The organism is Lelliottia jeotgali (assembly GCF_016771845.1).
In the GTDB taxonomy this organism is placed as follows: domain Bacteria; phylum Pseudomonadota; class Gammaproteobacteria; order Enterobacterales; family Enterobacteriaceae; genus Enterobacter; species Enterobacter jeotgali.
On the sequence record NZ_JAENMQ010000001.1, the window covers coordinates 763,325 to 786,542 of the forward strand.

The window sequence follows — 23,218 nt, forward strand, 5'->3', positions numbered from 1 at the left end:
ACTCCTTGCTCAGGCGACAGCCTGGCTAACTTTAGGCATGGCGAGGCTCAACGCCTGTTGTTCATTCGCCTGTTCATGTAACAACTCACCGGCAATATCCCCTTCGCGCATCACGATGATGCGGTCAGCGACGCCCAACACTTCGGGCAGATCGCTTGAGGCGAACAATACCGCCACGCCGCGTTTTGCCAGCGCATAGATGACGTTATAAATCTCGTGCTTGGCCCCAACATCGATGCCGCGCGTCGGCTCATCGAGCAAAATGACTTTCATCTCCTCCGACAGCCAGCGCCCGAGAATCGCCTTTTGCTGATTCCCGCCAGAAAGGTTCATGATCAGCTGCTCGGCACCGGGGGTTTTAATATTCAGCGCACGAATGTGGTGATCGGCATTGCTGGTTTCCCAGCCGTCGTTTATCAGGCATCCGGCACGGATAAATTTGCGCCGTGCGGAGATATTGATATTGTCCCGCACCGAATGGACAGGAATGATCCCGTCGGCTTTTCGGTCCTCCGGGCAGAGCATTAAGCCCGCGCGAATGGCATGGGCCGGTTTCTGAATATCCACCGGCTGACCGTCGATATAGACCTGCCCTTCGGTGATTCGCGTCCCGCCAAAAAGCCCTTTCATCAGCTCGCTGCGCCCCGCGCCAACCAGCCCGAACAGGCCGACAATTTCACCGCTGCGCACCGACAGGCTGATTGGCGTGCGCACACCAGGTGCTTTTACACCGTTCAGGCGCAGGCGTTCCGTGCCGTATTGTCGCGGCTGCCAGTGGTAGATATCCCCCAGTTCACGGCCCACCATCGCCTGCACCAGCTGGTCGTGATTCACCTGCTGCATATCGGTAAAGGTGCGCACGTAGCGTCCGTCTTTGAACACCGTTATCGCATCGCTCAGGGCGAAGATCTCTTCCATGCGGTGCGAGACGTATAAAATGATGCGCCCTTCTTTGCGCAGTTCGCGGATTACACGGAACAGATTGTCGATTTCTCGCGCAGAAAGTGAGCTCGTCGGCTCATCAAAGGCGATGATCTTGGCGTTTCGTGCCAGCGCCTTGGCGATTTCCACCATCTGCCATTGACCAATCGACAGATATTTCAGCGGTGTTTGTGGATCAATATCCAGCCCGAGGTGCTGGAGTTGCAGCCCGGCTTCGTAATTGAGCAGCGAGCGATTGACGATCCCACTCTTGTGAGGCAATTGCCCCAGATAGATGTTCTCCGCCACCGTCATTTCAGGCACCAGATGCAGTTCCTGATAAATAATGGCGACCCCGGCATTCAGCGCCGCTGTGGCATCGGCAAACGCCACCTCTTCACCGCGCAACACAAGCGAGCCGGTGGTCGGGGCGTAGTTGCCGCTAAGGATTTTCAACAGCGTGGATTTCCCCGCGCCGTTCTCCCCCATCAGGGCGTGAACCTGACCGGGATAGCAGTCAAAACTGATATCGGTCAGCGCGTTTACACCGGGAAAGGTTTTACCGATGCCGCGAAAAGAGAGATACGGGTCAGACTGTTGCATAACGTCTCCGAGATTCCAGTAGTGTACGTCTGGCCCCTCAGCAGCGAGGGGCGCAATCACAACAAGTTACTTACCGCCCAGCCCTTTTTTCGCCAGCTCCTCTTTGAAGTTGTCGCGGGTGATCAGCACCACGTCGGTGACTTCAGTGAATTTCGGTGGCTCGGCGTCTTTGGTGACCCAGTTATAGAGCATTTCGCTGGATTTATAGCCGTGAACATCCGGGCTTGGCAGGAGCGATCCGTAGAAGCCGGTCGCCTGCGCTTTGGACAGTTCACTCACCGCATCTACACCGTTAATGCCGATGCCGATAACATCAGGTGCTTTAAAGCCCTGGCCTTCGGTTGCACGAACGCCGCCTAAGACCGTGTTGTCGTTCATGCCGACCACCAGCCAGTGTTTCACTTCCGGGTGCTGCACCAGCATCGAGTTGGCGGCATCAAATGCACCCGGGATATCGTTGGATTTGGTGGGCACTTTATAGATCTGTTTTTCCGGGAAACCGGCGGCTTTCAACGCTTCCATCGAACCGGAGGTGCGGCGGCGAGCGGTATCCAGCTCATCCGCGGTGATAGCCATCACCGCACTCTCTTTCACATCCCAGCCGCGTTTTTGCATCTCTTTATAGAGTTCCTGGCCCTGACGTTCACCGATTTTGGTGGCCGCCATCATCACCAGCGGCACGGTGTCCATCGGCTTGCCTTTGGCGTTGACGAACTGATCGTCAACCGCAATCACCTTCATGCCGTAGCCACGCGCTTTCGCCACGATCGCCGATCCGAGTTTTGGGTCCGGCGTACAAATCACAAATCCTTTCGCACCGCTGGCTGCGAGGCTATCGATGGCGTTTAAGGTTTTTTCACCGTCGGGAACGGCAATTTTAATGACGTCAAAGCCCAGATCTTTCCCGGCTTTATCGGCAAATTTCCATTCAGTCTGGAACCAGGGTTCTTCTGGCTGTTTGACCAGGAAACCGAGTTTTAAATTCTCTGCCATAGCGGATTGTGACATAACGGCAGCCAGGCCGATGGCCGCCAGCGTTTTAGTAAATTTGTGCATGGTTAACTCCAGCATTAGCATTCTTTTATGTAGGGTATATTGTCGTGCTTTCTATTTAATCGGACTTAAAACAAGGCATTAGCGCTAAACCTGTAATAAGCGATAGTGCTGGAGATAGTTTTAGCGGGAAATTAATCATCCATAAGAGAGCGCCATCACACCGCAGAATTACAGTAATTGCGTACATAGATTCAGCGATAAATGACATAAAAATGAGGGGTATTGTCGGACAAATAGTGAGGGTTTAAGCAGAATTATCCATGAGGTTAGCTAACATGTCCCTGTAAGGCGGGCGCCGTAGCGCCCGACAGAAAAATTACCAGGCGTAGTAAATGTGATCGGCGTGGTCACGCACCGGAGCTTCGTCTCCCAGCAAACGTGCCGAGAGCGTCAGGGCAAAATCAAAGGCATGCCCCAGACCTTTGCCGCTGAGCAGATTTTGGTCTTCCACGACCGGCGCATCAACATATTCTCCGTCTTTGACCGTTTCCCACAGTTCCCCGGAACAGACGTAGCGACGGCCTTTCAGCAGGCCATTTCCGCCCAGCACACGGGCAGCGGCAGAGCAGATCGGACAGATGAGTTTTCCGGCATCATCGTGGGCTTTCACAAAAGCAATCACTTCCTTGCTGGCGGCCAGATTCACACTCCCCTGCGGCCCGCCCGGCAGAACGACTGCGTCATACAGGGTATCTGCACGCTCCGTTAGCGTCCCGTCTGCCACCATCGGAATATTATGATAGCTCACTACCGCGCGAGACTCCGCGCAGGCCAACGTCTCGACCTCAATCTGCATCCGTCGCAGGATATCAATCGTGATAATTGCTTCCGCTTCTTCAAATCCTGGTGCCAATAACACTGCAACCTTTGCCATTATGATCTCCACGCATAAAATAGATAAAACATCGTTTCATTTTACAAGATGTCATAAGTCAAACTTGTACGTGGATCACAGTTCCTTAGAAAGGCGAATTGATGGCGTTATTCTTTTTTAATGAGGGGAAATGGATAGCCGGTCACATTAAGATGATGCTGAACGGCTTTATTCTGTTAGTAATCATCCCGTTCAGAAATAAGGATATTATAATGACGACTTCAGGAATGATTCAAAAGCTCAACACCCAGATGAATCTCGAATTCAACGCGTCAATTCTCTATTTACACTTGAGCGACTGGTGTTCAGAGCACAGCCTCAATGGCACCGCCACCTTCCTGCGCACCCAGGCACAAAGCAATATCACCCAAATGATGCGGGTGTTCGAATTTATGAAACAAGTCGGTGCAAATCCGATTGTTAAAGCCCGCGTGATATCCGAAGAGTCTTATTCATCGCTGGAAGAATTGTTCCAGAAAACCCTCGACGAGTATGAGCAGCGCCTGAGTATGCTCAATTCCTTAGCCGGTGAAGCGAAGGCCCTAAAGGACGACACTATTCTGGATTTCTTGCACGACATGGGGAAAGAGCAGCAGCAGGATGGATTGTTATTGAAAACCATTCTGGATGAGGTGCGCAGCGCAAAACGCGCCGGGCTGTGTATGGAGCAGACCGATCAGCATCTGCTCAACGTGGTGAATTATCAGCATCACTGATCCCTTTACCGTAATTGTTAATTAATAGTTACCAAGTCTCTGCTTTTATTGAAATTTAACAAATCTGATCTGGCTCCCAGCCAATACACTTACAAAGTGAAATGATTTAATTCATTTCACTTTGATTGACGAGGGAGCTTCATGATCACCATTGAGTTTATTGTCATTATTCTCTGCCTGCTGGTGGGAACACGGTTTGGCGGAATGGGTCTTGGGCTGATAAGCGGTATCGGCCTGTTCATTTTAAGCTTTGTATTCGGCTTACAGCCCGGCAAACCGCCGGTCGATGTGATGCTGACTATTCTCGCGGTGATTGGTTGTGCCGCCACGTTACAGACTGCAGGCGGTTTGAACGTGATGATGCAGTTTGCTGAGCGTTTACTGCGCAAGCATCCGCAGCACATTACCCTCCTCGCACCTTTCACTACCTGGATGTTGACGTTTCTGTGTGGCACCGGGCACGTGGTTTACACCATGTTTCCGATCATCGCTGATATCGCGCTGAAAAAAGGAATTCGTCCGGAACGCCCAATGGCCGTTGCTTCCATCGCTTCGCAGATGGCAATTACCGCCTCTCCGGTCTCTGTCGCTGTGGTGTCGCTGGTATCGATCATTGGCGCTCAGCACGGTGTAGGTCAGGCGTGGGGCATCCTTGAGATTCTGGCCGTTTCGGTTCCCGCCTCGCTGTTTGGCGTGATGATCGCCGCGCTCTGGAGCCTGCGTCGCGGGAAAGATCTGGCTGATGACGCTGAGTTTCAGGAGAAATTAACCGACCCAAAACAGCGCGAATTTATTTACGGCAGCACCGAAACGCTAATGAATCAGCGCTTTCCGAAGCAGGCGTACTGGTCAACATGGATTTTCTTCGCCGGGATCGCCGTGGTGGTTCTGCTGGGTGCCCTGCCCGATTTACGACCTGCCTTCGAAATTAAAGGTAAAATGACGGCGTTGTCGATGAACCTGGTGATTCAGATGATGATGCTGATTGCCGGGGCCGTGATGCTGATTGCCTGTAAGGTCAATGCCTCCGCCATTTCGAACGGCGCCGTATTTAAAGCCGGGATGGTGGCGATTTTCTCGGTGTTCGGCGTCGCGTGGATGAGCGATACCTTTTTCCAGGCGCACCTCGACGAGCTGAAAATGGCGCTGGAGGGCGTGGTGAAAAGTCATCCGTGGACCTATGCCATCGTACTGTTCCTGGTCTCTAAACTGGTGAACAGCCAGGCCGCAGCGCTCACCGCCGTCGCACCGATGGGCCTGATGCTGGGCATCGAGCCGAAAATGTTAATCGCATTCTTCCCGGCCTCTTACGGCTATTTCGTCCTGCCGACTTATCCAAGCGATCTGGCCTGTATTGGCTTTGACCGCTCCGGTACGACCAAAATCGGCAAGTTTATTATCAACCACAGCTTTATTCTGCCGGGGCTGATCGGCGTGAGCTGCGCCTGTGCCGCCAGTTATCTGCTGGTGCAAACCTTCTTCTAATCGCGAACAGCGTGCTGCCAGTCAAAGACGCCCGGCGGCACTTCGTTTGCACGGGCCTACGGGGTTTTGTAGGCCGGGTAAGCGAAGCGCCACCCGGCAAAAACCTGTTTCAAAATTCAAAACATCGGTTTATTTTAGTGTGACTCACCCTGCGGTGTGAACTTGAGTTCGATAAGCGCAATGGCTTTTTGAATGGCGCGAAGCGTAACGGGATCCGCCGCAGCAGGATGGCTGGTGAAATCGATGTTTTTCAGTTGGGTGGACATTTTTTCCCGCACTTCGGTCGGGGTGATAACGTCTAACACATCCAGGATTTGTTTGATGACCAACTGGCACGCGACGACGTCAGATACCAGTTCCTGATCGGCGCTCAGATTTTGAGACATAGGAAGCTCCTTCAATAAAGAGCGCCATAGTAACAAAATGAGTGCCCTTTCATCTTCCCTCTCGTCGACCGCAGGCACAAAAAAACCTGCCGAAGCAGGTTTTTTTCATCAGAACATTGCGCCTGGTGGTACGTCTTTGAACGTATTGCAGTAGTTTGCCCACATGCTTTTCAGGATTTTGCGCAGTTTCATTTTATGCTCCGGTAATGTGTTATGCAGGTGTTATTGTCTATGCGCATATAATATGACCAGCATCACAAAAATCAATGGTTATGTGATGTGTATCACGGTTATAAAACCAACAATGCTGCCAAGTTGTTATAAAAAATCACGGCAAATCCATAGGTTAGGAACTTATAAGTTCCAGTAAATTTTTATAAAATTTTTTGATATGGCAGGGTAAAGATGACCGAAAACATCACCGGGAAAGAGAGTCGCGGCTTGTCGCCTGCGGCGCTGCTGGTTGCCGGGGCGTTCTTTATGGAGTTTCTCGACGGCACAGTCATTGCCACCGCGCTTCCGGATATGGCAAAAAGTTTTGCCGTGCAGGCCGTCGATTTGAATATCGGTATCAGCGCCTACCTGATTACGCTGGCGGTATTGATCCCCGCCAGCGGCTGGATTGCCGATCGTTTTGGCGCACGCAGGGTGTTCGCTGTGGCGCTGGCAATTTTTACGCTGGCTTCCGTTCTGTGTGGCCTGTCCACCACAGTCGATCAGTTTGTCGCCATGCGCGTGCTTCAGGGTATGGGTGGCGCGCTGATGGTCCCGGTAGGCAGGCTCGCCGTGCTGCGTACCACGCCCAAGCATCAGCTTATCACCGCTATCGCGACCCTTACCTGGCCCGCGCTGGTTGCGCCGATTATTGGTCCGCCGCTCGGAGGATTTATCACCAGCTACGCCGACTGGCGCTGGATCTTCTTCATTAATGTGCCGCTCGGGATAGTGGCGATTATTCTGGCACTGCGGATTATTCCCGATCTGCGCGAAGACACGCGTCGACCGTTCGATACACCCGGTTTTATCGCCACCACCGTTGCGATGGTAAGCCTGGTTTATGCTATGGAGTTAATGGGGGCGCAACAGTCCGAAGGATTAGTTCTCACTCTCTGCCTGTTGGCCGTGGGCGCGGCAACACTCATTTATGCCCTGCGCCATTTTCAGCGAGCCCAGTGGCCGATGATTCGCCTCGACGCCATGCAGGTTCCGACATTTCGCGTGACGATGTACGGCGGTTCCCTGTTCCGGGCCTCCATTAGCGCGGTCCCTTTCCTGCTGCCGCTGATGTTCCAGGTCGGATTCGGGATGGACGCTTTTCACTCCGGCCTGTTGGTGCTGGCGGTATTTGTCGGCAATCTGACGATTAAACCGGCGACCACGCCGCTGATTCGCAGTCTCGGATTCAGAAAACTATTGCTGATGAATGGTGCGTTAAACGTCCTGTCGCTGCTGGCCTGCGCGTTTATCACCCCACAAACGCCGGTCTGGCTGATTATGCTCATCCTTTATCTGGGTGGTGTGTTCCGTTCTATTCAGTTTACTGCCGTTAGCACTCTGGCATTTTCGGATGTGCCATCGGCGCAAATGAGCTACGCCAATACGTTGTTTTCCACCGCGACGCAGCTGGCTGTCGGGCTTGGGATCACGCTCGGAGCGATTGGTATTCGTATCGGGGAAACACTGGGGGCGGTTCTGGGAATGGGAAATGTGCCAGGAATCAGCTTCCGTCTGGCCTTTGTCGCCATCGCGCTGATTTGTCTGGTGGGGATGTTTGATACCTTGCGACTCACAAAAGACGCGGGAAGTGCAGTGTCGAATAGACAATGAAACAGGTTTAGTAGGCCGGGTAAGCGAAGCGCCACCCGGCATATTCGAATGACGGATTAACCGACAATACCGCGAACAAAGGCTTCGATCTCTTTGTCCTGACAGTTTTCGAAGAAGCACTGCTGGAAACGCTGGCCGGACACCGCGGTTTTCACCAGTTCAGGATCGATGGCGCGCAGGGTATCAAGATAGTTGTCTTTCACCACGGCGGCTTTCACCTGGTTCAGTATACCGGCGTTGCGCACCTGCGGCTCTTTACGCTCTGGTGGATAGCCTTCACCTTTGCGGCCAGTGAACGCTTTTTCGAAGATAAAGCGTACGTTCAACTCCGCGCCCCAGCCGAAGCCTTTGGCGAACGGCAGAGACAGCGCGTTACCGTTGTTAATTTGCGCAAACAGGAACGCATCTGCCGGGTCGATACAGTAGCCGCAGATCACGCCCGGATGGATGTTCAGGGACATCAACGCGCCCTGCCCGGTCCCGCAACCCGTCACGACGAAGTCGACAGCTTTAGAATTCAACAGGATGCTGGCCATGATGCCCAGGTGAATATAGGTCAGATGGTGATCGTTCTCGTCACTCATCCCGACGTTATAGACCGGGAATCCCTTCTCATCGACGACGGTTTTTAATTCGTTGAGGATAGTGGAGTTTTTGCCAGCCTGGCTGTTTTCCATCATCAGTGCAATTTTCATTCTTCATCTCCTGAATGCGTTGCGGTTTTTGCCGCTACAGATAGCTAATCCACCCAACCTTACTATCTAACAAACACACTTTCAAATTAACTGAAAAAATGTTTTAAAAAACGAAAGCCGCCTCACAAATTCAGATAAAGAGAAGGAAATGGCGAGCTATTGCATAAAGTTAAGAAATCTCTACTCACGAATCCAGCAGTTAGCTAGACTGCTTTTTAAAAGACAATAAAAATTCTCTGGGGAACCACTGTGAATATGCGCCGCCGGACGCCTCGCATCACATCGTTTTTCTTGATAGCAATCCTCACAGCCCTGGTCTGGGCACGAGCGGCTTGTGCACAACCGACACCCGAATCACATGTTATTCCTGTCTGGATTTACGATGCCGACAGCTTCGAATTCTGGCGCACGCCGCAGGGTGAGTTTCAGGGGTTTTACCCGGAACTGGTTCGCGCCATCAACCAAAAATTAGATATTCACTTACAGCTCCAGCCGATTTCCGGTCCTGAAATCGGCCAGCGTTTTAATGATGACGGATACGGCGTCTATGCCGGTGTCCTGCGAACCGAAGCCCGTGCGCGCACCAAAATCCTCTCATCGCAGCTTTTTAATAACGAAGTGGTTGTCGCCAGTCCGACCATGTCGGTCAATACGGCCGACGAACTCTCTCATGCCAGAGTCTTGTTTCGCCAGAACGACGCTACGCTGGAAAGCGTGCAAAAGCGCTACCCGGATCTGAAATTCCGCTCGCTACGACTGGTCGCCAGCAGTGAAGAAGCCTTTCGGCTGCTCGGCGAACACCAGGCAGATTTCTACATTAATGACGCCAGCGAAATGGAAAATACCCAGCGTTATTATCTTATCTCCCGGCCCTTCCCTGAACTGCGCATTCCGGTGGTGCTGGCATTCAGCCCAGAATTGAAGGATCTGCGCGAAAAAGTGAACGCTTTTATCGGCGAGTGGTATCGCAGCGGGGCGATGCGCAAAGCGCTGGAAGAGAGTAAACGACAGTATCTGCTCAGCCGCATTACCCTCTCGAAAGAAGAACGTACCTGGCTTGCGAATAATCGTCTGCAAATCTGGCTGCCTAAAAATGAGAATTTCGCGCCGATAATCTGGAAAGACGATCGAGGCTATCAGGGAACCGCTATCAACATGATCCATGACATGCGCGAGCTGCTAGGCATGGAGGTGGATGTCCATTTTGTCGATAACTATGCCGAGGAGCTGGCGCAGCAGCGCTGGCCGGTGCGCCTGGTGGACGTCGCAGAGAAAACAGACCTTGATCACGCCGCCGGGCGAATCGGCCCCGACGTTGCCTGGCATAACGTCTATTACAACCGTATCAAGCAACCCTTTTTGTGGGATGAAGAGAGCATCCGTAGCCAGCGCGTTGGCGTGCTGGCGGGGTCGTTCTCGGCGCGCTATCTCCAGGAACGATTTGGCAGCGATGTGGTGATCGTCACCCGACACAGCGTTAACGGCCTTATTGATGCGATTGAGAACAATAAAATTGACTATATTTTGGGAGATTTGAGTTCACTGGAATCGACACTTCGCGGCAATGAGCTTTTTCGCGGCGTACTGAAAGTGGCGGGCGTGACGCGCAGCGAAGTGATTATCGGTCCCTGGGTTCAACCCGATAATCCCATGTATCACTTGCTGACTCAGGTGAATCGCCTGTCCAGTTTCCGCACGCAGTTAGAGCGCCACGAAACGCGGGACTTTTTCCCCGCACTGACCAAAAATACTCTCAAGGTCATCAGCGTGATTTTGCTCATCACCGCGCTTTTCAGCATCGGAATGCTGGTAATGATGCGTCGTCATATGAAAGAAAACCGGCTGGTGAACCGCAACATCGTCCAGGCCCTGGAGAAAGTAAACCGCGCGCACGATGATGAAACCGGGAGCCATATTCAGCGCGTGGCGAAATACTGCGGGATGATGGCCCGTGAACTGGATCTATCGCGCAAAATGATCGCTGAAATAGAACATTTTGCCTCGCTGCACGACGTCGGGAAAATTGCTGTACCCGAGCGCATTTTGCGTAAGCAAGGGCCGTTGACCGCGCAGGAATTCAACGAAATGAAACTACACACCACCAAAGGCTATATGATCATTCAGGGTCTGGGTTTGGGTCAGGTGGCAGAAAACATTATCCACTTCCATCATGAAAAATGGGATGGAAGTGGTTATCCCGAAGGGCTTCGCGGGGAAAATATTCCGCTTGAGGCGCGCATCCTGGCGCTGGCGGACGTGTACGATGCGCTGAGGCAAAAACGCGTTTATAAGCCGGGGTTTACTCATGAGCTGGCATGTGAGGTTATCTTTGAGGGTGCCGGGAAACATTTCGATCCGCAGCTTATCGCCTTGTTCCGTCAGCATCATTTGAAGTTCTGCACGATCTTCGACAGTCTCGCTGACTAAATCATATCGTTGTTAAGAGAAAGGGAAATTCATCCGGCTATTCCTGGCATTGTTCGACTGATCGAACGGTAAAATGGTGTATTCCCATTAAATCAGAGCGAAATATGAAGAGATTATTCGTTGCCGGTTTAGTTCTGCTCCTCGCGGGCTGCACGGTCACCCGTCAGGCGCAGGTAAGCAATGCCGATGCGCCAAACGGCGTTGTCCGACTGGATTACGGCCAGGCGATTTTTCAAAATGCCCGTTACGATGACTATGTCACCAACGGGACGGCCACGCGCGAGTGTCAAAGCATGGGCTTCGCGACCGCCTCTTTCTATGGCCAGCCGATTAAAACCTGCAGTCTGTTCAGCGGTTCGGTGTGCCTTAACGAAACGGTGACTATCCAGTACAAATGCATGGGCTATGCGGTTAATCCCGCCGCTACGCAAACCTGGTAATAAGGGTAGGGCTGCCAGAATAGCGCTGGCAGCTCATTAAAATAAGAACCAGAACAATTCTCATTAATATATCAACTACTGCCAATGCGTTTTATTCCCATTCGTATTTTTAATAAATAATATAATTATTTTACCTTTTGCAAATATTTAAATAACAAATTATAGTGACGCCCTGACTGACAAAATAAATAATTTCCTGGAGCTGCGCTATGCTGAAAACTGAAATGATTGATAAGCTCAACGAACAAATGAACCTTGAGCTTTTTTCATCCCTGCTTTATCAACAAATGAGTGCCTGGTGCAGCTACCACAGCTTTGAAGGTGCTGCCGCTTTCCTGCGCCGCCATGCTCAGGAAGAGATGACGCACATGCAGCGCCTGTTCGATTATCTCGCAGATACCGGCAGCCTGCCGCGCATCAACCCGGTCGCGTCTCCTTTTGCTGAGTACACCTCTCTGGATGAACTGTTCCGCGCGACCTATGAGCACGAGCAGCTGATCACTCAGAAGATTAACGAGCTGACTCACGCGGCAATGATCGGCCAGGATTATCCAACCTTTAATTTCCTGCAATGGTATGTTGCAGAACAGCACGAAGAAGAGAAACTGTTTAAATCCGTTCTCGATAAATTATCACTGGCGGGTAAATCAGGCGAAGGTCTGTACTTTATTGATAAAGAGTTGTCGACTCTCGACACGCAAAAATAAAGTTTATGGGAGCCTTCCGGCTCCCTTTTTTTAATGCCGACAGATTTTACTTTCGTGCGTTGAAAACCCCTCTTCCAGCGGAACAAATTTCCCGCGCGCCGCCAGAAATGCCACCAGCTCCGCCGCCGTCATATTCTCCGCTGAACAAGTATGAAAACGCGCATGACTGCCAAAGCGTGAATCAATGGCCTGAACCAGGCTCTGCTCGCTGTACTGCTCACCCGACTCAATCATCATGTTGAGCACATCGTGTCCGTGAATCGACGCCATAAATCCTCCGAAGTGAAAGCGACAGCCTAAACGCGAATGTGTATCGCTGCCTTGCGCTGGCTCAGGTTTAACCCTGTAAAAATATCATTACACTGCTTGTAACGGGGATTTGACGAGATTGAGCTTTTGTCTTACTCTGCGCCGCAGATTAGGTTGCCATTGGCGGTTGTAGTAGAGGAAAGCGTGAAGAACAGAACTCTGGGAAGTATTTTTATCGTCGCAGGCACGACGATTGGCGCAGGAATGCTGGCAATGCCGTTAGCCGCAGCAGGCGTGGGATTTAGCGTTACGCTGCTGCTATTGGGATGCCTGTGGGCGCTGATGTGTTACACCGCCTTACTGCTGCTGGAAGTGTATCAGCACGTCCCGGCAGATACGGGCCTCGGTTCGCTGGCGGCACGCTATCTTGGTCGCTACGGCCAGTGGATAACGGGTTTTAGCATGATGTTCCTGATGTATGCCCTGACAGCGGCGTACATGAGCGGCGCGGGTGAACTGATTGCCTCCAGCGTCAACGACTGGTTTGGCACAAATATCTCTCCGGCCACCGGGGTGATTTTCTTTACCCTGATCGGCGGTGGCGTAGTGTGCGTTGGCACTTCTCTGGTCGATCTGTTTAACCGTTTTCTGTTTACTGCCAAGATTATTTTCCTGGTGGTGATGCTGGCATTACTCGCCCCGCACGTCCACAAAGTCAATTTGCTGACCTTACCGCTCCAGCAGGGGCTGGCGCTTTCTGCCATTCCAGTGATTTTTACCTCGTTCGGTTTCCACGGCAGCGTGCCGAGTATCGTCAGCTACATGAATGGCGATATTCGCAAACTGCGCCGCGTATTTGTTATCGGTAGCGCCATTCCGTTGATTGCCTATATCTTCTGGCAGCTGGTGACGCTGGGCAGCATTGACTCCTCGACCTTTATAGGCCTGATGGCCGATCACTCGGGTCTGAACGGATTTTTACAGGCGTTGCGTGAAGTGGTTGCGTCGCCGCACGTTGAGCTGGCGGTGCATCTGTTTGCCGATCTGGCGCTGGCTACTTCATTCCTGGGCGTGGCGCTCGGACTGTTCGACTATCTGGCGGATCTATTCCAGCGGAATCGCTCCGTCGGCGGACGCTTTCAGACGGGCCTGATCACCTTCCTTCCTCCGCTGGCCTTCGCGCTGTTCTATCCACGCGGATTTGTGATGGCACTCGGTTACGCGGGCGTGGCGCTTGCCGTGCTGGCGCTGCTGCTCCCTTCCCTGCTGGTATGGAAAAGCCGCCAGCAGCATCCAGATTCGGGTTATCGGGTGTGGGGTGGGAAGCCGTTGTTAGCCCTGGTGTTTGCGTGTGGGATTGGGGTGATTTTGGTGCAGTTTTTGATTGTGGCGGGATTACTGCCCGAAGTGGGCTAAAACCGCCCGGCGGCGCTTCGCTTGCACGGGCCTACAGGTTTTTTTGTAGGCCAGGTAAGCGCAGCGCCACCCGGCACTGTTTTTAATGCAAACAACAGCTCTTAAACTTCTTCCCGCTGCCGCAAGGACAGGGATCGTTACGGCCCACTTTGACGCCATTGACGATCGGTTTCTTCGCCAGAGGCTCCTGCGGATTCGCCAGCCAGTAGTTGTACAAACGAATTGCCGCCGGGCGAATGCTGTCGACGCTCGCGTGGTATTCCTCTTCGGTCATCTCTTCAACGCGATCGGTGTTCTCATCGCTGCCATGAAGGGCGATAACGGCTAAATCCGCTTTCAGCTCTTCGGGTAAGGTCGACCAGTCGGTCAATGCCATCCCGCGCATGTAGCCGTAACACCACTCTTCCACCACGGTGTAGGTATTACCTTCGACCTCGTTTTCGCCAAACATCGGTTCAAACTGATCGGGATAATCGCTCAGACGCTCGGCGATATCGTTCATATGCTTAAAGCAAAGATCGATAAAGCGGTTCATTTCACGATCGTTTTTCCAGCGCGGAATATGTTTTTCGCCGCCCCATACAGCCACCAGCCAGGTGTCAGGTTCCACCACAACAGGACCCGACAGCACTGCGGTCAGCATGCCGTCGAGTTCAGAAAGATCGAGAACGGACGCATCGTCATGACCATGAGAGATTAATGTCTCTTCCAGCCACTCCATTTCGTTTTCATTTAATGGGCCTTCAGTCATTACTGATACTCCTGAAAAAAAAGAAAACGATTTTATCACACTTCAGGTTAGTACTCTTTAAATGCCAGCTCCAGCCGGGCAATCAGCGGTTTAAACAGATAGCTCATCAGCGTACGCTCCCCGGTTTTTATCGTCACGCTGGCCGGCATCCCCGCTTTAATTTTGTAGTCACCGAGCAAATGCACCCCCTGTGGGCTGACCTGCACTTCTGCCAGATAATAGGGCTGCTGGGTGACTTTATCGATCAGCCTGTCCGCCGAAACCGTTAAAACACGCGCGGGAACCGAAGGCAGCAGCGCATGATTCAGCGCCGGGAACAGCACATCCACCGTCAGCCCCGGCACCATTTTATCTATCGCATGTACCGGTATTTTGGCATCGATTTGCAGCGGCTGATTCGCGGCAACAATATCCATTAAATGTTCGCCGGGCTGAATAATGCCGCCGACTGTACTGACTTTCACATCCAGCACAATACCATCAATCGGCGAGCGGATCTCGGTGTTTTCCAGTTCATGGCGGGTAGATGCCAGTTCGTCTTCCAGCGTCGCGACATCTTTCTGATTGACCGTTAGCTCAGACTCAACCTCACGAATAAACTGGTGATTCACCTGATAGGCTTTAATTCTCAATTCGTTCTGCTGGGATTTCAGTTTGGCGATGTTGAGAATATCTTCCGACACGCTGCTGGAGATTTCCGCCGCCTCGCGCTCCAGCACCAACAGTTGTGCTTTGGGGTAGTAGTTTTTGGCGCTGAGCGCTCTGAGTGTGCCTAATTCACGGTTAATCAGGATGAACTGATGTTCCCGGTAGCCTTTTATTTTATTCAAATTCTCCGTTTGCCCCGCCAGACCATCCAGCGTCTCCTGGATCATCGACAGTTCATCCTGAATAGTTTTTTTGCGCGTATCGAAGAGTTTCTCCTGCAAGCGCCGGACTTCTGCCAGACGTTTATTGGTCGAAAAAGCCGTCGATAATGCGTCGCTAAAGGCGATAAATTCCATACCGTCTCGCTCTGCCAACAGCCGGTCTTCGATGGTTTTCGCGGAGATGTATTGCGCACTTAGGGCGCTGTAACGCATATCGAGCTGGATTTTATCCAGCCGGACCAGGACCTGCCCCTTTTTAACCAGCTCCCCTTCTTTGATAAAAATGTCCGTGACTCGCCCGCCGCTCAAATGCTGAATAGTTTTACGATTGCTCGACACGGTCACCGTCCCATCGGCCACCACACCGGCATCCAGCGGGGCCTGCACGGCCCAAAGCAAAAATCCGCCCACGCCAAGTACAATCACCAGAATGCCCCGCAGCAACGGCGGCCAGATATTGGTATCAACGGTTTTGTCATGATTATCTTTCATCACAGTGCCTCGCGTTGCGGTTCATTTTGCGGTGCAGACGCGGTAGCCACCGGTTTCAAAATATTGGCCTGCCGCAGATTGGCGATCACCTGCTCACGGGTACCGAACTCCTGAATGGTCCCTTCATTGAGCAACAGAATTTTGTTCACCACGCCCAGCAGAGTGGGACGATGAGAAATAATCACTACCGTTTGCCCCTGCGTTCTCAGGGTATTGATGGCCTGAATGAGGGCATATTCCCCGGCGTCGTCCAGACTGGCGTTCGGTTCATCGAGTACCAGAAAAGCGGGATTGTTGTAGACCGCGCGGGCCAAACCGATGCGCTGGCGCTGACCGCCAGAAAGCTGATATCCATTGGCACCGAGCGGCGTGTCGTACCCTTCTGGCAGCCGCAAAATCATGTCGTGAACACCGGCAAGCGTAGCGGCAGCGACGACCAGTTGACTCTCATTTTGCGTGAAACGGGCGATATTTTGCGCGATGGTGCCGTCAAAGAGTTCGACATCCTGCGGCAAATAGCCGATCGCCGGGCCCAACAGGGCTTTATCCCACTGGCAAATATCAGCCCCGTCGATGCGTACTTTTCCAGACAGCGGTGACCAGACGCCGACTAACAGTTTTGCCAGCGAGGTTTTTCCCGAAGCCGACGGGCCGATAATGCCCAGTACTTCGCCCTGTTCGAGCTGAAAAGAGATATTACGCAGCACCGGCGTTTTTTGCCCCGGCGGCGCGGCAAACAGAGATTCAACGCTGATATTGCCTTTTGGACGGGGCAGCGTCAGAACCTCTTTCTCGCTTGGATAGTCGCTCAGCAAACGAGAAAGCTGGCGCCAGGCGTGGCGAAACTGCACAAACTGTTTCCAGTTGCCAATCACCTGCTCCACCGGATTCAGCACCCGCCCCAGAATAATGGAGGCGGCGATCATCAGTCCGGGGGTGATTTCACCGGCAATTACCAGCAAAGCCCCCGCGCCCAGCGCCACGGACTGCAGCAAAATGCGAACGAAACGACTCAGGCTACTTAGCCCGGCGGTTTTATCGGCGATTTGCGTCTGTATGACCAGGGCTTTGCTGTGCTGCTCAAGCCAGTTGTGCTTCAGGGTTGGCAGCATTCCCATCGCTTCAATGGTGTCTGAGTTTTGCAGTTGTTTATTCAGCTTGCTGGTATTGTTGATCGTTAATGCATGGGCCTGCTGGATGGGTTTTTTAGTGGTTAATTCGGTGACCAGCGTTAGCGAAAACAGTATAGCGATCCCCCCGAGGGACAAATATCCGAGTAAGGGATGAACAAGAAAGGCGATGAATAAGTAAAAAGGTGTCCACGGAATATCGAGCAGCGCAAATAAACTGTTTCCCGAGATAAACTGGCGAACTTGTGCAAGGTCATTAATTGCCTGCGCGGGATTATTATCCCCCGTAGCAATACGACGTTTAAAGGTGGCATTAAAAATAAGTTGGTTTAATTTTACGTCCAGACGATTGCCGAGGCGCGTCATGACGCTGGAACGGGCAAATTCAATCATCGAAATGACTGTATACAAGCCGATAATAAGCAACGTTAACATCAACAGCGTGGTGGTGTTTTTACTGACCAACACCCGATCGTAAACCTGCAGCATATATATTGCCGGGGCCAGCATCAGAATATTGATCGTGCTGCTAAAAAACAGCAACATGAAAAACACCGGTCGGGTTCCTTTTAAAGCCGTATTCAATTCAGTAAGCGGTTGCTGGCTCGGCATAACGTTCTCCTTATATTCGCGGTGAGCTACGGCCATTTTCATGGCCGTAGCAGCAGGAGTTATAAGATAAAGTCAGACACATTGACGGTGCTGGCCGTGACGCCCGTAAGGGTGATCACGTTACCGTCAATGGTGATGACCGCATCGCCTCCGCTGGCGGCAATCGCCACACGGCTACCGAAGTTTCCGCTGGTGATCCCAAGCCCACTGATATCCATGAGATCCTGTCCACCGCGCGCATCGCTGTCGAAGCCAGTAACGCGATCTCGCCCGAAGCCCGCCGCAAACGTGAACCGGTCATCGCCTGTTCCCCCGTCGAGCGCGTCGTTTCCTGCGCCGCCGCTGAGAATGTCATCTCCGATACCGCTTGAGAGCACATCATCACCTGCCCCTCCGCTCAGGTTGTCATTCCCGTTGGCACCCACGAGGTTATCGTTCCCGTCGCCGCCGTCGAGCACGTCGTTGCCGATCCCGCCCTGCAACAGGTCGTTCCCGCCCATTCCAGACAACCGGTCATTCCCTGTACCGCCAGTGATGGTATTGGCAAGCGCATTCCCGGTCCCCGTGAAATTCCCCTGTCCGGTAAAGACCAACACTTCTACATTTTCCGTCATCACGTAGGTTGCAAGATTGGTCTGGACGGTATCCGTTCCGCCGTTCAATCCCTCGGTGACCCCATCTGCGGCGTTATCGACGATATAAAGATCGTCACCTACGCCACCGGCCATGATGTCCGCGCCCTGACCGCCATCGAGTTCATCGTTCCCGGCATCTCCGTTCAGAATATCCTGCCCCTGACCGCCGCTCAGATCGTCATTCCCCGCACCACCGTTGAGGAGATCGTCTCCCGCCTGGCCCAGCAGAGTGTCATTCCCGCCTTCACCATTGAGAATATCGCTCCATGCTGTGCCGACCAGGGTATTCGCCGCGTTGGTCCCCGTCACCAAATCGCCGATTGGTTGGGTCGCGGCAGATGTCAGAACCACTGGCGGGTTGCCTTCGTCATCCACCACCGTCACCACCACCTGCAGGGTGCGTCCGATCATGGCCTGCCCCGGCGTGTAAGTCGCCCCTGTCGCGCCGGCGATATTCACAAATCCATTGCCCGCATTCATTCTCCACTGGTAGCTGAAGTTGTTGCCGGTCAGACCATCGCTGTCAGCAATACCCGAGACCACAGCGGTCAGCGTGATGCTTTCCGTCGGCGTGAGATCGCTGATAACCGGAGCGCCTGTTGTCGGCTGGTCGCGCACCTGAACGGCACCCGTTTGTGCCGATACCAGTCGCTCGGCATCGCCCATCCGGTCGGTGAAACTGGCGATAACCCGCAGCGGAGCGCCCAGAATGCCACCCGGTACGCGGAAGGTTTCTCCGCTTGCCTGGTCGCGCCATTGCCCGCCCACCAGCGCCTGCCATGTGAGTACAATCGGCGTATTCGTCGCGATGCCGTTTCCATCCTGAAGATCCGTGAGATTCACGCGCAACAGGTCGCCTACCTCAGGCGTCGCATCGGTGATCGACAGATTCCCGGTAGCTTGCTGCGCTTTGACCCACAGTTGTTCACCGTTGCCAAACTCCACTTTTTCGATATTGAGCAGGCGGTCAACGCCGTCGTTAAACGCCAGCCCGGCCGCCGGAGTCGCGTGGTTCACCGTGAGACTGCCGTCCGCATTGCGGTTAAACAGATAGTTACTGCTCAGATCCCGATAGACAGCCACATCCGTTTCTGAACCGTTACCCTCACGCAATATTTCCCGCACGATGGAAAGCTGATTCGGCTTAAGCGTGCCCGCCAGCATGAGCGATTTCAGCTCATTCATACTGTCGGCGCTGGTTAACCCCGGCATACCGGAAACCGCGATGCGAACGTTCAGCCAGGCATCACCATCAATAATGTCGTTACCTGATTTACCGGTGATGCGATCGCTACCGCCGCCGCCGAGTAAAATGTCACCGCCATTATCCGGGTTAAACACCACCGCGTTAGGGTCTGTCAGTCGCGAGCCGCCGACAATGTTCTGCAGGCCGGCTATCCTGTCGACACCTTCCTGAGTGAGGTTATTGGACAGCGGAACGCCCTGCACCGGCGCGGTCCCGACCGGCTGTTCCGTGCCGGTTAAGACATCGTCAAACTTCCAGCCTGACAGCCCTTCCACCAGGTCAAAACGATCCCGCAGGATGAACTCCTGTTGGTTGACGAAGATTGGAATGCCCAGATCCGAGTTGGCCGCGTTGGGGTCGCCTTTATGGATCGCCCAGTCGAAACCGGCCATGCCGTTGTTGCGCTGGATGCCCGCCCCCTGAACCATGATGTCGTCACCGGCTTCACCATCGTAGTCAGTGTCGTTACCCTGACCGTTCAGGACGTCGTGGCCGATAATGGTACTGTTGAAGAACAGCTCGGAGTTTTCACCGGTCAGGGAGTCAAACCCGTCGCCGCCCTCCAGCCAGTCATCGCCTTCGTTACCCAGCAGCGCGTCACCGCCGGAGCCACCGAGCACGAAGTCATTGTCGCGTCCGGCGAAGACCTCCTGCGCATCTTCACCGACAACGATAAAATCACTTCCGCTGCCGCCGAAGATCAGATCGTTACCGTTGCCGGAGAAAATGACATCGTGGCCCGCGTCGCCGTGCAAGAAATCCGCTCCGCCAATCGGCGTCCCGGTGTCGGTAATAATGTCGTTTCCGTCACCGCCGTGAACCACGTCCGCCTCGTCACCGCCGTCCAGGCGGTCATCACCCGCATCCCCCCACAAACTGTCGATCCCTTTCCCGCCGATAAGCGTGTCATTCCCTGCCGAACCGCCAAGCACTACATGTCCGTCCCCGGTGTATTTCAGATACGCGCCGTCGGCCGCGCCATCTCCGTCAACATCCGCCCCGGCCGCTCGACGTACCACCAGCGGGAAGAGCAGATCTTTGAGTGCATTCCCCCATTTAGGGTCGACATCTGTTTGCAGCGCTTTGTTGACCTCAAAGGTGTAGTCCGGCGTCTGGAACAAATGGGCTGGCAGGTGAGACGACCCTGCGTCCCCCAGGTCACTGTTACGCATCACCAGTGCCGAGAACGAGTTACCCTCCAGCTCGTTGAGCAAGTTCAGGCCCTGCACGCGGCTCAGATAGTAGAACCGGTCGCCGTCCTGTAGCATTTCCATCTGGGTTTCAAAGACAAAGTTAAAGGTTGAGCCGAGCATGCCGCCAAACTCATTTTTGCGCTCGGCCAGCCCGCCAATCCAAAAATCGACCTTGTTGAGCCCCGTCTCTTTGGTGGCCCACGCTCCGGTTCCCATAAAGAAATCCAGCGCATCGGCACGGGCAGGATCGTCAGCATCACCAAAAAGCAGGAAGTTCACTGCATCGCGGCGTGCTTCATTGGTGGTGGCGTTGAGAATCAACTCATGCTGACCATAGGCGGCCATGAAGTTGATAATCGAGGCCGGATTTTTCAGGAACGACGCAAAATCGCCCCAGCTTGTATACGGCCTGAGCTCACTGTTCCCGGTTAACTCGAAGAACTGTTCCCGCGCCTGGTTCAGCGTTGGCATGAGCGTATCGCGCCCACGCGCGAGGTTCAGCGCGCCGAGATCCAACGGCAGCCCGACCAGGTTATTACGCAGCGCATCGGTAATAAACTCATCAATCTCGTTACCCACCTGACGGGTCATCCCCCGCACAATTGCCCCCACCGCCTGCTCGGTTGAAACAGTCTGTCCGTTAAGCTCATGGAACGCGACCGGGTTCAGAAACGCTTCGATAAGCCCGATATCATCACTCTGCATATCCTCATCGGTACGCGCGACGGTTTCCGTTAGCATCGAGTGACCAAAGCGATATACCACGTGGGCAAACTCGGCAAAAATCGCCGGGTTAATGTCCGCGCTGTTCGAGAACACAAATGGATCGACCGCCGGTTGTACGGCGCGGGCGAACTCTTCAAACACCAGATGCTGGTACTCCATTTCCGTGGCGAAACGCCCCGCCTGGAACAAATACTCTCCGTTCCATTGCAGGGTGCTGGTATCCGCAGGAATTTCAGTTATCTGATGATTTGGCAGCAGCCATTGGTTAATCAGGCCAATGTCGTTGCTTTCAAGGATGGTGGTTTTGTACTGCTCAACCAGACGGTTATGCTCGCTATGGAATACGGAGTGAACAGCGGTCAGACCGATGTTTTCGTTGCCACGTCCGTCACCGGTAATAAAGTGGCGATCGAGCAGTTCGTTGTCGTAGGTCCCGCCCGCCTGAGCGTTTCCTGTATCAGAATCGCCATCTGCAACCAGACCTGCTTTAGGCGCAGCGGTGTGGGCGATATCATCAAGGAACGCATGTCCGGTACGGATGGTGTCTGATGGCAGCGTGCCGCCGTTAGCCTCAACCAGACCGCTTGCAGTGACGATTTGCACTTTGCCGTTGTCGCTTAAAATCAGATTGCCGTAGCGATCGGTTGCCAGCAGCGGAACATTGAACACATCTTGATCGGTGAGCGTAATACCGAGCAAACTTTCAGCCTGATGCTTCACATCCGCCCAGGTCGCCAGCCCGCCGTTGCTGCCTTCAAGCAGATGCCCGGTCGGTTCGGGTTTGCCATCAACCATTACATATTCACGAATAAAGATTTGATGGGAAGGATGGGAGGTGTAGGTCTGGTTCTGATCGATAAACGGTGTGGTGGTGTTCTTGGTATCGTGGTTGGCATTCACTTCAGCACGGGTGAGCAACATAAAGTTGGTCGGGGAACCTTCGACGTATAAGGGGTCGTCTGGCATAAGCGGAATAAACACAATCCCGTTGCCCGCTTTGGGGATCAAGTCCAGCCCGTGGTCAAAGAATTGGCCAAAGAAGGTCATCCAGCCATTGAATGCGGGAGACAAGCCGATATCAGGCGATAAATTGGGGATCGACAGGCTGCCATTGTCTGATACAGTGCCGCCGCCGGGGGCATCAGCAAGCCCGTCGTGCGCCTCCTGTGCGGCCGGGTTAGAGGCCGTTTGGTCAGAAATCAAATTACTGATGATGCGCGGATCGGCATCCATAACCACCTGATTTGGGTTGAGGATCAGGTATTTTTGCAGCGCTTCCAGATTGTTGAGATCCAGCGTAATCAAGCGGGGCATGGTTTGATCGGCCGAGCCGTAAAGCTCCTGACCGGGCAACAAATTGTTCCACGAACCATCCACGGTACGCAGCCCATAGGGTAACAGCGGGCTGGAGACCAGCTCCCGCAGAAGCTCGCCATTAACTGACCCGTCAGGATTAGTCGCCGCTTCAGAAATCTTTATCTGTTGGAGGATAAACGCAAGATCGTGCAACGTAACGGTAAAGTCATATTGTGTGGCCATAATCATTACCTCTGTATTAATAAGCTATCATCATCCGCCTCTGTCGCATTAAGGTATCGACAGAGAAAGAATGAACCTCACCAGAAAGAATTAATCGCCTGAACATCTTTACTTAACCGAAATCCGTTTACTGTTTTAAGTACAACACGTCTAACCCTGAACGAAGAATGCCGGGGTGGAATTATCCTGTCAGATTAATTATCCCAAAGGATTTCCGGGGATA

Annotated in this window: 18 protein-coding genes; 7 read left to right on the forward strand and 11 right to left on the reverse strand. The window is 53.3% G+C overall.

Annotated features, from left to right (window positions below):
- Positions 1-9: 9 nt before the first annotated feature.
- From araG to JBO43_RS03705, 3 genes are all read right to left on the reverse strand, one after another.
- A complete protein-coding gene (gene araG, locus JBO43_RS03695; protein ID WP_202673734.1) occupies positions 10-1,524 on the reverse strand; it encodes an L-arabinose ABC transporter ATP-binding protein AraG in 1,515 nt (504 codons plus the stop codon).
- A gap of 66 nt (positions 1,525-1,590) precedes the next feature.
- Complete coding sequence (araF, locus tag JBO43_RS03700) at positions 1,591-2,580, reverse strand: arabinose ABC transporter substrate-binding protein AraF (RefSeq protein WP_095282430.1); 990 nt, start codon at positions 2,578-2,580, stop codon at positions 1,591-1,593.
- A 316-nt stretch (positions 2,581-2,896) separates the two neighbouring features.
- Positions 2,897-3,454: a DJ-1 family glyoxalase III gene (locus JBO43_RS03705; protein ID WP_095282431.1), complete on the reverse strand. Its 558-nt coding sequence runs from the start codon at positions 3,452-3,454 to the stop codon at positions 2,897-2,899.
- A 212-nt stretch (positions 3,455-3,666) separates the two neighbouring features.
- Here JBO43_RS03705 and JBO43_RS03710 point away from each other — a divergent pair, with 212 nt between their 5' ends.
- Together JBO43_RS03710 and JBO43_RS03715 are read left to right on the forward strand one after the other, a co-directional pair.
- The gene (locus JBO43_RS03710) at positions 3,667-4,170 is read left to right on the forward strand and encodes a non-heme ferritin-like protein (RefSeq protein ID WP_202673735.1); all 504 of its coding nucleotides are present in this window, start codon (positions 3,667-3,669) and stop codon (positions 4,168-4,170) included.
- A 141-nt stretch (positions 4,171-4,311) separates the two neighbouring features.
- The gene (locus JBO43_RS03715; protein WP_095282432.1) at positions 4,312-5,655 is read left to right on the forward strand and encodes an anaerobic C4-dicarboxylate transporter; all 1,344 of its coding nucleotides are present in this window, start codon (positions 4,312-4,314) and stop codon (positions 5,653-5,655) included.
- A 134-nt stretch (positions 5,656-5,789) separates the two neighbouring features.
- Here the strand turns inward: JBO43_RS03715 and JBO43_RS03720 are convergent, their stop codons facing one another.
- Both JBO43_RS03720 and azuC read right to left on the reverse strand, forming a co-directional pair.
- Complete coding sequence (locus JBO43_RS03720) at positions 5,790-6,041, reverse strand: DUF2766 family protein (RefSeq protein ID WP_095282433.1); 252 nt, start codon at positions 6,039-6,041, stop codon at positions 5,790-5,792.
- Positions 6,042-6,149: 108 nt separating this feature from the next.
- Entirely contained in the window at positions 6,150-6,233 is an 84-nt protein-coding gene (azuC, locus tag JBO43_RS03725) for a stress response protein AzuC (protein WP_014832437.1), read from the reverse strand.
- Positions 6,234-6,446: 213 nt separating this feature from the next.
- Between azuC and JBO43_RS03730 the strand changes: the two genes are divergently transcribed.
- Positions 6,447-7,868 (forward strand): MFS transporter, encoded by a 1,422-nt coding sequence (locus tag JBO43_RS03730; protein ID WP_095282434.1) that lies wholly within the window; start codon positions 6,447-6,449, stop codon positions 7,866-7,868.
- A 56-nt stretch (positions 7,869-7,924) separates the two neighbouring features.
- On the opposite strand, the gene JBO43_RS03735 is transcribed toward JBO43_RS03730, so the two are convergent.
- Complete coding sequence (locus JBO43_RS03735; RefSeq protein ID WP_095282435.1) at positions 7,925-8,563, reverse strand: RpiB/LacA/LacB family sugar-phosphate isomerase; 639 nt, start codon at positions 8,561-8,563, stop codon at positions 7,925-7,927.
- A gap of 255 nt (positions 8,564-8,818) precedes the next feature.
- Here JBO43_RS03735 and JBO43_RS03740 point away from each other — a divergent pair, with 255 nt between their 5' ends.
- The 3 genes from JBO43_RS03740 to ftnA all read left to right on the forward strand — a co-directional run bounded on the left by JBO43_RS03740 (position 8,819) and on the right by ftnA (position 12,137).
- Entirely contained in the window at positions 8,819-10,990 is a 2,172-nt protein-coding gene (locus JBO43_RS03740) for an HD domain-containing phosphohydrolase (protein WP_202673952.1), read from the forward strand.
- Between the two features lie 104 nt (positions 10,991-11,094).
- The gene (yecR, locus tag JBO43_RS03745) at positions 11,095-11,430 is read left to right on the forward strand and encodes a YecR family lipoprotein (protein WP_095282437.1); all 336 of its coding nucleotides are present in this window, start codon (positions 11,095-11,097) and stop codon (positions 11,428-11,430) included.
- A 209-nt stretch (positions 11,431-11,639) separates the two neighbouring features.
- Complete coding sequence (ftnA, locus tag JBO43_RS03750; RefSeq protein ID WP_095282438.1) at positions 11,640-12,137, forward strand: non-heme ferritin; 498 nt, start codon at positions 11,640-11,642, stop codon at positions 12,135-12,137.
- A 30-nt stretch (positions 12,138-12,167) separates the two neighbouring features.
- On the opposite strand, the gene JBO43_RS03755 is transcribed toward ftnA, so the two are convergent.
- Positions 12,168-12,407, reverse strand: coding sequence for a YecH family metal-binding protein (locus JBO43_RS03755; RefSeq protein WP_202673736.1), 240 nt, complete (start codon positions 12,405-12,407; stop codon positions 12,168-12,170).
- Positions 12,408-12,590: 183 nt separating this feature from the next.
- On the opposite strand from JBO43_RS03755, the gene tyrP reads away from it, so the two are divergent.
- The gene (gene tyrP, locus JBO43_RS03760) at positions 12,591-13,802 is read left to right on the forward strand and encodes a tyrosine transporter TyrP (protein WP_202673737.1); all 1,212 of its coding nucleotides are present in this window, start codon (positions 12,591-12,593) and stop codon (positions 13,800-13,802) included.
- Positions 13,803-13,884: 82 nt separating this feature from the next.
- Here the strand turns inward: tyrP and JBO43_RS03765 are convergent, their stop codons facing one another.
- From JBO43_RS03765 to JBO43_RS03780, 4 genes are read right to left on the reverse strand one after another with little or no spacing between them, the layout of a single operon-like run.
- The gene (locus JBO43_RS03765; RefSeq protein ID WP_095282441.1) at positions 13,885-14,553 is read right to left on the reverse strand and encodes a YecA/YgfB family protein; all 669 of its coding nucleotides are present in this window, start codon (positions 14,551-14,553) and stop codon (positions 13,885-13,887) included.
- Positions 14,554-14,600: 47 nt separating this feature from the next.
- Positions 14,601-15,914: an HlyD family type I secretion periplasmic adaptor subunit gene (locus JBO43_RS03770; RefSeq protein ID WP_202673738.1), complete on the reverse strand. Its 1,314-nt coding sequence runs from the start codon at positions 15,912-15,914 to the stop codon at positions 14,601-14,603.
- A complete protein-coding gene (locus tag JBO43_RS03775) occupies positions 15,914-17,656 on the reverse strand; it encodes a type I secretion system permease/ATPase (RefSeq protein WP_202673739.1) in 1,743 nt (580 codons plus the stop codon). Before JBO43_RS03775 ends, JBO43_RS03770 begins: the two co-directional genes overlap by 1 nt.
- Positions 17,657-17,715: 59 nt before the next feature.
- Positions 17,716-22,995, reverse strand: a complete 5,280-nt coding sequence (locus JBO43_RS03780; protein WP_202673740.1) for a peroxidase family protein — start codon at positions 22,993-22,995, stop codon at positions 17,716-17,718.
- Positions 22,996-23,218: the final 223 nt, after the last annotated feature.